This is a genomic window from Flavobacterium sp. (assembly GCF_036515215.1).
Lineage (GTDB): Bacteria > Bacteroidota > Bacteroidia > Flavobacteriales > Flavobacteriaceae > Flavobacterium.
In genome coordinates this window covers 1-6541 of sequence record NZ_DATBVQ010000150.1, presented here as the reverse complement: position 1 = coordinate 6541, position 6541 = coordinate 1, and the positions used below count along the sequence as shown (strand labels likewise).

General features: G+C 40.0%; 6 protein-coding genes. 2 read left to right on the top strand and 4 right to left on the bottom strand.

Annotated features, from left to right (window positions below):
- Positions 1–19: 19 nt before the first annotated feature.
- Complete coding sequence (locus VIH09_RS10250) at positions 20–883, bottom strand: glycoside hydrolase family 25 protein (protein WP_331580595.1); 864 nt, start codon at positions 881–883, stop codon at positions 20–22.
- Positions 864–1589 (bottom strand): CDP-alcohol phosphatidyltransferase family protein, encoded by a 726-nt coding sequence (locus VIH09_RS10245; protein ID WP_331580593.1) that lies wholly within the window; start codon positions 1587–1589, stop codon positions 864–866. The genes VIH09_RS10250 and VIH09_RS10245 overlap by 20 nt, the downstream gene beginning before the upstream one ends.
- A gap of 275 nt (positions 1590–1864) precedes the next feature.
- Here VIH09_RS10245 and VIH09_RS10240 point away from each other — a divergent pair, with 275 nt between their 5' ends.
- Both VIH09_RS10240 and VIH09_RS10235 read left to right on the top strand, forming a co-directional pair.
- A complete protein-coding gene (locus VIH09_RS10240) occupies positions 1865–2851 on the top strand; it encodes a PorV/PorQ family protein (RefSeq protein ID WP_331580597.1) in 987 nt (328 codons plus the stop codon).
- A gap of 23 nt (positions 2852–2874) precedes the next feature.
- Positions 2875–3996, top strand: coding sequence for a DUF4105 domain-containing protein (locus tag VIH09_RS10235; protein ID WP_331580591.1), 1122 nt, complete (start codon positions 2875–2877; stop codon positions 3994–3996).
- A gap of 106 nt (positions 3997–4102) precedes the next feature.
- Here VIH09_RS10235 and VIH09_RS10230 read toward each other — a convergent pair whose 3' ends face one another.
- On the bottom strand, positions 4103–5497 hold the full coding sequence (locus VIH09_RS10230; RefSeq protein WP_331580589.1) for an exopolysaccharide biosynthesis polyprenyl glycosylphosphotransferase: 1395 nt from the start codon (positions 5495–5497) through the stop codon (positions 4103–4105).
- A 519-nt stretch (positions 5498–6016) separates the two neighbouring features.
- A partial coding sequence (locus VIH09_RS10225) for an O-antigen ligase family protein (RefSeq protein ID WP_331580586.1) occupies positions 6017–6541 on the bottom strand: 525 nt, incomplete at its 5' end.

Here is a 6541-nt window from a genome sequence, read left to right as displayed (position 1 = left end):
GAATACTGAACACTGATCACTAATCAACCGTAATATAACGTAATTGCTGCAAATCCCCGTTGTAGATATTGACGTCCACATTCCCCTTAATTCCTTTTACTGCTGCTTTTTCCGTAAATTGCCAGAACAACCATTCTTCATCTATTTTCTCGCGATAAAAATTGTAATTGGCAATCCAAAAAAGATAATCACTGAATTCCTCTTTCAGAAAATCGTCGTAATATCGCTCCCCCGTATAAATGATTGGCTTTACTTTATAATGTTCCTCCACCTTTTTCAGCCATCTCTTCAGCCCTATTTTTAGTCGCTCGACAGATTGATTTTCGGGCAATTTTTCAATATCCAAAACGGGAGGTAAATCCCCCTTACTCAAGGAAACGGTTTTAATAAAAAGTTCTGCCTGCTCGAGAGAATTTTCGTTTGGACGGTAATAGTGATAGGCGCCCCTAAGAAGTTTATTGTTTTTGGCGCCAAGCCAATTTTCCTTAAACTGTCTGTCCAATCTGTCATTACCCACCGTTGCTCGAATGAACACGAAGTGTACAGGATATTTATTTTCTAAAGTGTCAACGTCTTTCCAACTGATTTTCCCTTGGTATTCAGAGACGTCCAAACCAATCGCTTTGCCTGCATGTTTGTCTAAAACCTGGTAATTTCGAACATCTGAAATACGCTTGTCCTCGGCCTCCTTTTGTAAAACGCGATTTGATTTGAAACTAAAATAATAGGCAAGGCCATTTCGATAATGATAACCCAACCCAAAAACGAGAAAGACAAAAAAGGCAAGTATCGCAAATCGCAGCACTTTGCCGGAAAAAAAAGAAGCTTTCTTTTTAGTCCTGCGACTTATAGGTGGCTTTCTTTTAACGCTTTTTTTTCTCATCCAATAAAAATTTATTGCTCACTATTGATAGTAACACATAACTGATGATTATTAATGGAATTCCAGCGTATTGGAAAAACACCAACAACAAAAAAGAAAAAGAAAGAAAGACGATTTGAAGTGCATTATGCTTGAAGCTAAACTTTTTAACTTTCAAGGAAAATAAAGGGATTTCCGCATTCAAAATATAAGCGCTAAAGAGTATGATGGCCATCAAAACCCATTGATTTGTCAAGACCTCGAGCATTACCAAGGAATCCGAATATTTTAACACCAGAGGCAAACTCAAAACAAACAGGGCGTTTGCGGGTGTCGGTAAACCTATGAAAGAATTGGTCTGGCGCGTATCGATATTAAATACCGCCAAACGGTAACAGGAACCCATCGTAACGATAAATCCCAGATAAGGCAGCAATGGGCTCGCGGAAATCTCATGCTGGCTGTTTGAAAGCATAAAAAACATCACATAACCAGGCACCAGACCGCTGGTAACCATATCAGCCAAGGAATCCAACTGCAAGCCCAGCGGACCCGACACTTTCAATAATCGGGCAAAAAAACCGTCAAAAAAATCCAGGAAAATCCCAAGACATACAAAATAAAAAGCCATTTCGAAATCTGACTTTGACACGAAGACCATAGCAATGCATCCGCATAAAAGATTAAGTAATGTTATTGAATTAGGGATGTGTTTTTTAATGTTCATTGCAATTTTTAATTTAAAGTCTTAGCTGACAAATTTAATATAATAACTGGATGCAGGCCCGTTTTTTGCGGAGATTATTAACAGCCCTTTTCCCATTGTCATTTATTTGCGTCAAGAGCGAAGGAAGCTCAGTAAAAAATTATATTTTTGATAAAAATTAAACGGCTTCCCCGCTTGTAAAAACAATACGATTGAAAAAAATTCAATTCCTTATATTGCTTTTGATTTGTTCCGTAAATTACGGTCAAGCCGTCAGAAAATATTCCAATGAATTCATGAATATTGGCGTTGATGCGGCGGCCTTGGGTATGGCAAATGCGGTTGTGGCAAGTACATCCGATGTCAATTCGGGCTATTGGAATCCAGCAGGCCTAAGCCGCCTAGAAGACCATCAAATTTCGTTGATGCACGCCAACTACTTCGCCAATATCGCGCAATACGATTATATCGCTTACGCCAGTCCTATAGATGACCGCAGTGCTTATGGAATTTCGTTAATCCGTTTTGGGGTTGATGATATCCTCAACACAACTGAACTGATAGACAGCCAGGGCAATATCGATTACAATAGAATCAGCCTTTTTTCGACTGCCGATTACGGCTTCACTTTTTCCTACGCTCGAAAACTAGCCGTTCCGGGATTCCAATATGGCGTCAACGCGAAACTAATCAGACGCGTTATCGGTAAATTTGCCGATTCTTGGGGATTCGGTTTTGATGTGGGACTGCAGTTTGAAAAAAATGACTGGCAATTCGGATTGATGCTTCGCGATATCACCACCACTTATAATGTGTGGAATATCGATGAGAAGGAGTACAAAAAAATTGCCGATGCGGTGCCCGGACAAAACCAGGAACTGCCGGAAAGTACCGAAATCACCGCTCCCAAAGCCCAACTGGGGCTCTCCAAAAAGTTCATCATCCGTTACGACTATTCTCTTTTGGCCGCAGCCAATCTGAATATGAGATTCTCCAAAACCAATGATTTGATTTCGACTGATTTCGTCAGTATCGACCCAGCAGTGGGCTTCGAATTTGGCTATACCGATTTGGTTTTTGTGCGCGCTGGTGTGGGTAACTTTCAAAAAATCAAGCAATTGGACAGTACCGAAAAAGTGGGCTTCCAGCCCAACATCGGTTTGGGCTTCAAATACAAAGGCATTCAAGTAGATTACGCTTTAACCGATCTGGGCAATCAGAGCGCTGCCGTCTATTCCAATATTTTTTCGGTAAAAGTAGATTTATCGCTATTTAGAAATTGATTACACTCTTTAACAAAATAAAAATGAACGTTTCCGTTTTAAATAAAATAGTCCTTATTGCCGTTTTCTTAGGCAACGCGACTATCAGCTTTGGCCAAAATCCGATATTATCGGAGAACGCGAAAGTTAGCGTGTTGACTTGCGGAACAGGAAACGAATCCTACTCGTTATTTGGACATACCGCAATCAGAATCTCCGATACGGACCATTTTATTGATCTCGTTTACAATTATGGCGCATTTGATTTTAACACACCAAATTTTGTAGCTAAATTCATAAAAGGAGACCTGCAATATTTTGCTGTGGCACATTCGTTCACGGACTTCATGAATGAATATAACTACGAAAGAAGGTCGGTTTATGAGCAGGAACTGAATATTCCGTACGCCCTAAAACAAAAACTGTTTGAGAATCTCAACACCTCCTTGGCATCCGGCGAAAGTCACTACACCTATAAATTTATCGACAAAAACTGTACGTCGATGGTGGTTGACATCATCAACAAAACCTTGGACACCGTTGCGATCGTCAAGAATATCGATACTAACATTACATACAGAACGATTTTGTATCCTTATTTTGACCATCACTTTTACGAACAACTGGGGACCAGCATTATTTTTGGAAGAAAGGTGGATCGATTGGGAACGCAGATATTTTTGCCGTTCGAATTAAAAAAGAGCCTGAAAAAGGTGCAATACAAAAACCATCCGCTCGCGAAAGAAAACAAAACCCTGCTCGAGTTCAGTGAAATGCATCCCAGTTCTTGGTGGAACAATTGTTATTCCTATCTTCTTTTACTCGCTGCCGTAGTTTTTGTGAACAGAAAATTTATCAATCAACTGTACCTTTTGACGATGGGATTGTTGGGCTTGTTCTTTCTGGCTGTGGGATTTTATTCGAGCCATCAGGAATTGGCATACAATTACAACATTCTTCTATTCAATCCCGCGGCGCTAGCCCTTCTTTATTTCTGTTATATAGAGAACAAAAAATGGATTTACGGACTTGCTTTATTCAATCTGGCGGCATTGATGGTTTACTTGCTTATCCTGCTCAACAAAGCTCATCTTTTGATTGTGTTGCCTTTGATTTTAACAAGCGGAATTGTATTGGTGAGATTGTTAATCCAGAACAGGCGATGACCGTTTTTCGTTGACCGTTTTCCGTTTATCGTCCATCGAACATCGTTGATCGTTGACCGTTTTTCGTTTTTCATCCATCGAAAAATCGAAAATCGAAAATCGTAAGCTACTGCCCCCTATAAAACAAAACGGTTGTGATGGTTTTTAGCGCAATATTCAAATCCAGATAAAAACTCCTGTGTTTGATGTAATAGAGATCGTATTGCAGTTTGATCAGACTGTCGTCTATTGTTTCGCCGTAGGCATAATTAACCTGCGCCCAACCGGTAAGTCCCGGTTTAATCACATGTCTCGTTTCGTAGAACGGCATGAGCCCCCTGATTTCTTTTACAAAATGGGGACGTTCGGGACGTGGACCAATAACTGCCATATCGCCCTTAAGGATATTGACGAATTGTGGGATTTCATCAATCCTGGATTTTCTCAAAAATTTACCGAATGCAGTAATTCTCGAGTCATTCATAGTCGTAAAAACGGCTCCGTTCGACTCCGCATTTTTGACCATCGTTCGGAATTTCAAAATATTGAAAACTACACCGTCTTTTCCTATACGCTCTTGTGTATAAAATAACGTGCCCCTATTTCCAGCAACATTCCCCAATAGTATTAACGGCGACAATAAAGTACCTATAGCAATTCCCACGAAAGAAAATCCAATTTCGATAGCTCGTACAGCCGATAAATACAATTTATTTTGGTTGCTTCTACTGAACGGGAAAAAATGATAAAAATCCCTAGCCATATGCTGGACAGGGATACGCTGAGTCTTGCTTTCATATACTTGCGTGTACTCTCTAATGACTTTACCCGATTCCAAAAGCTGCAGTAATTGTTGGTATAATTCAGAAGTGATTCCTTGAGTGTTCTTTGATGCGATTACGATTTCCGAAACCCCATTTTTCTTTACAAAGGAAGCCAAATCATTTCTTTCAATCTGCTGCAAAAAATGGTTGCGTAATTGCGAATCCTTTTCAACGGCATCTCCGCTCAGGTATCCAATAATTTTGTAGTGGGGATCTATGTTTTCCAATCCTAAAACCAACTCTTCCAGCTGATCATTTTCGCAAATCAAGACTGCATTTTGGAGGAAACGGTTCGATGCCAAGAAGCGGACATAAAAAAGCCTCCATAAGATCAAGGCAGTGAAGATAACAACATAAAATGCCAGAATCTGAAACCGATTGGAAGGCAATTCCGGCGAAAAAACGGGAGTCAGTAAATACACCAAAACCGTGGTGGAAACGGTAAGCAGTGTGCTTTTTAAAATTTGAAATTCATTGCTGGCCACCTGCAGATTGTACATCTCGAAAATCATTCCGAAGACATTGATATAGCATGCCAGAACCACAACCAAATAAATATTGGAAACGGAGGTTTGCAAATAATCCAGTTCGAAACCATTTCCAATCAAGTACACAGCCGCCAAAGCAAAAAAGATATCAAACAGCCGAAGGATCATTTTCCTTTCGGAGATTTCAAAATGTATTTTTTTCTTGGACATTGCTCTTGTGGTTTCGCTCGCAATTTAATGCTTTTGAACTCATATCATTCTAAAAAATGTTAAATATTTTAACAAAATTCCTTTTGAAAGATTTAATCTATATAATAGTGGAGAAACAGTTATAACCGCTCCCTGAACAATGAACACTAAGCACTAATCTCTAAGCACTGATCACTAAATACTGACCACTGACTACTGATCTCTAAACACTAAAAAACTGACCACTGACTACTGATCTCTAAAAACTGAACACTGAACACTGAACACTGATCTCTATACACCGACCACTGACCACTGAATACTGACCACTGACTACTGATCTCTGAACACTGATCTCTGAACACTGACCACTGAATACTGACCACTGACTACTGATCTCTAAATACTGATCACTGACCACTGACCACTGATCTCTGAACACTGATCACTGAACACTGAACACTGAATACTGACCACTGAATACTGACCACTGCTCACTACAAACTGACCACTGAACACTGACCACTGAACACTAAAAAACTAATCACTCACCTTACGCTTGTCAGGACCCCCCAACCGCACATTCAATAAAGCCAACGAATACACAAATGCAGGAACCGCGGTTCGCATTGCAGCATGATTAATAGTCAAAAACCAGAAAGCGACAAAGCACAACATAAACATATTAAAACTGTTTTCGAGATACAAAACCAGCGGTGTGATAAACAGAATTAATAATCCCAAGATACCCAAAGTTCCATGTTCTGCTAGCATGCGCGTGATTTCATCGTGCGAAGCAGCAAAAACCCCAGATTCTGTTTCTCTTATCTCGGCTCCCTTGGCAACTCCAACTCCAAAAACAGGATTTTCTAAAAACATATTAATTTCAGATTGAGCAATGTCCTCCCGTCCGGTAAACTGATTTTCTTTTACTCGACCGGCCGCATCCTGATTTTTATACCGTTTATTGATCATTCCTCCAGTCTGGAATGAGGTATAGCCCCAGACAGCCATCATTGCCACAGCGATTATTATAATAATATAATTCAGCTTTACCTTTCCCCG

What these genes read in the sequence shown, in the direction of transcription:
- VIH09_RS10245 (WP_331580593.1), bottom strand. Translation starts at nt 1,589, where the DNA reads ATGAACATTAAAAAACACATCCCTAATTCAATAACATTACTTAATCTT.
- VIH09_RS10235 (WP_331580591.1), top strand. Translation starts at nt 2,875, where the DNA reads ATGAACGTTTCCGTTTTAAATAAAATAGTCCTTATTGCCGTTTTCTTA.
- VIH09_RS10240 (WP_331580597.1), top strand. Translation starts at nt 1,865, where the DNA reads ATGAATATTGGCGTTGATGCGGCGGCCTTGGGTATGGCAAATGCGGTT.
- VIH09_RS10230 (WP_331580589.1), bottom strand. Translation starts at nt 5,497, where the DNA reads ATGTCCAAGAAAAAAATACATTTTGAAATCTCCGAAAGGAAAATGATC.
- VIH09_RS10250 (WP_331580595.1), bottom strand. Translation starts at nt 883, where the DNA reads ATGAGAAAAAAAAGCGTTAAAAGAAAGCCACCTATAAGTCGCAGGACT.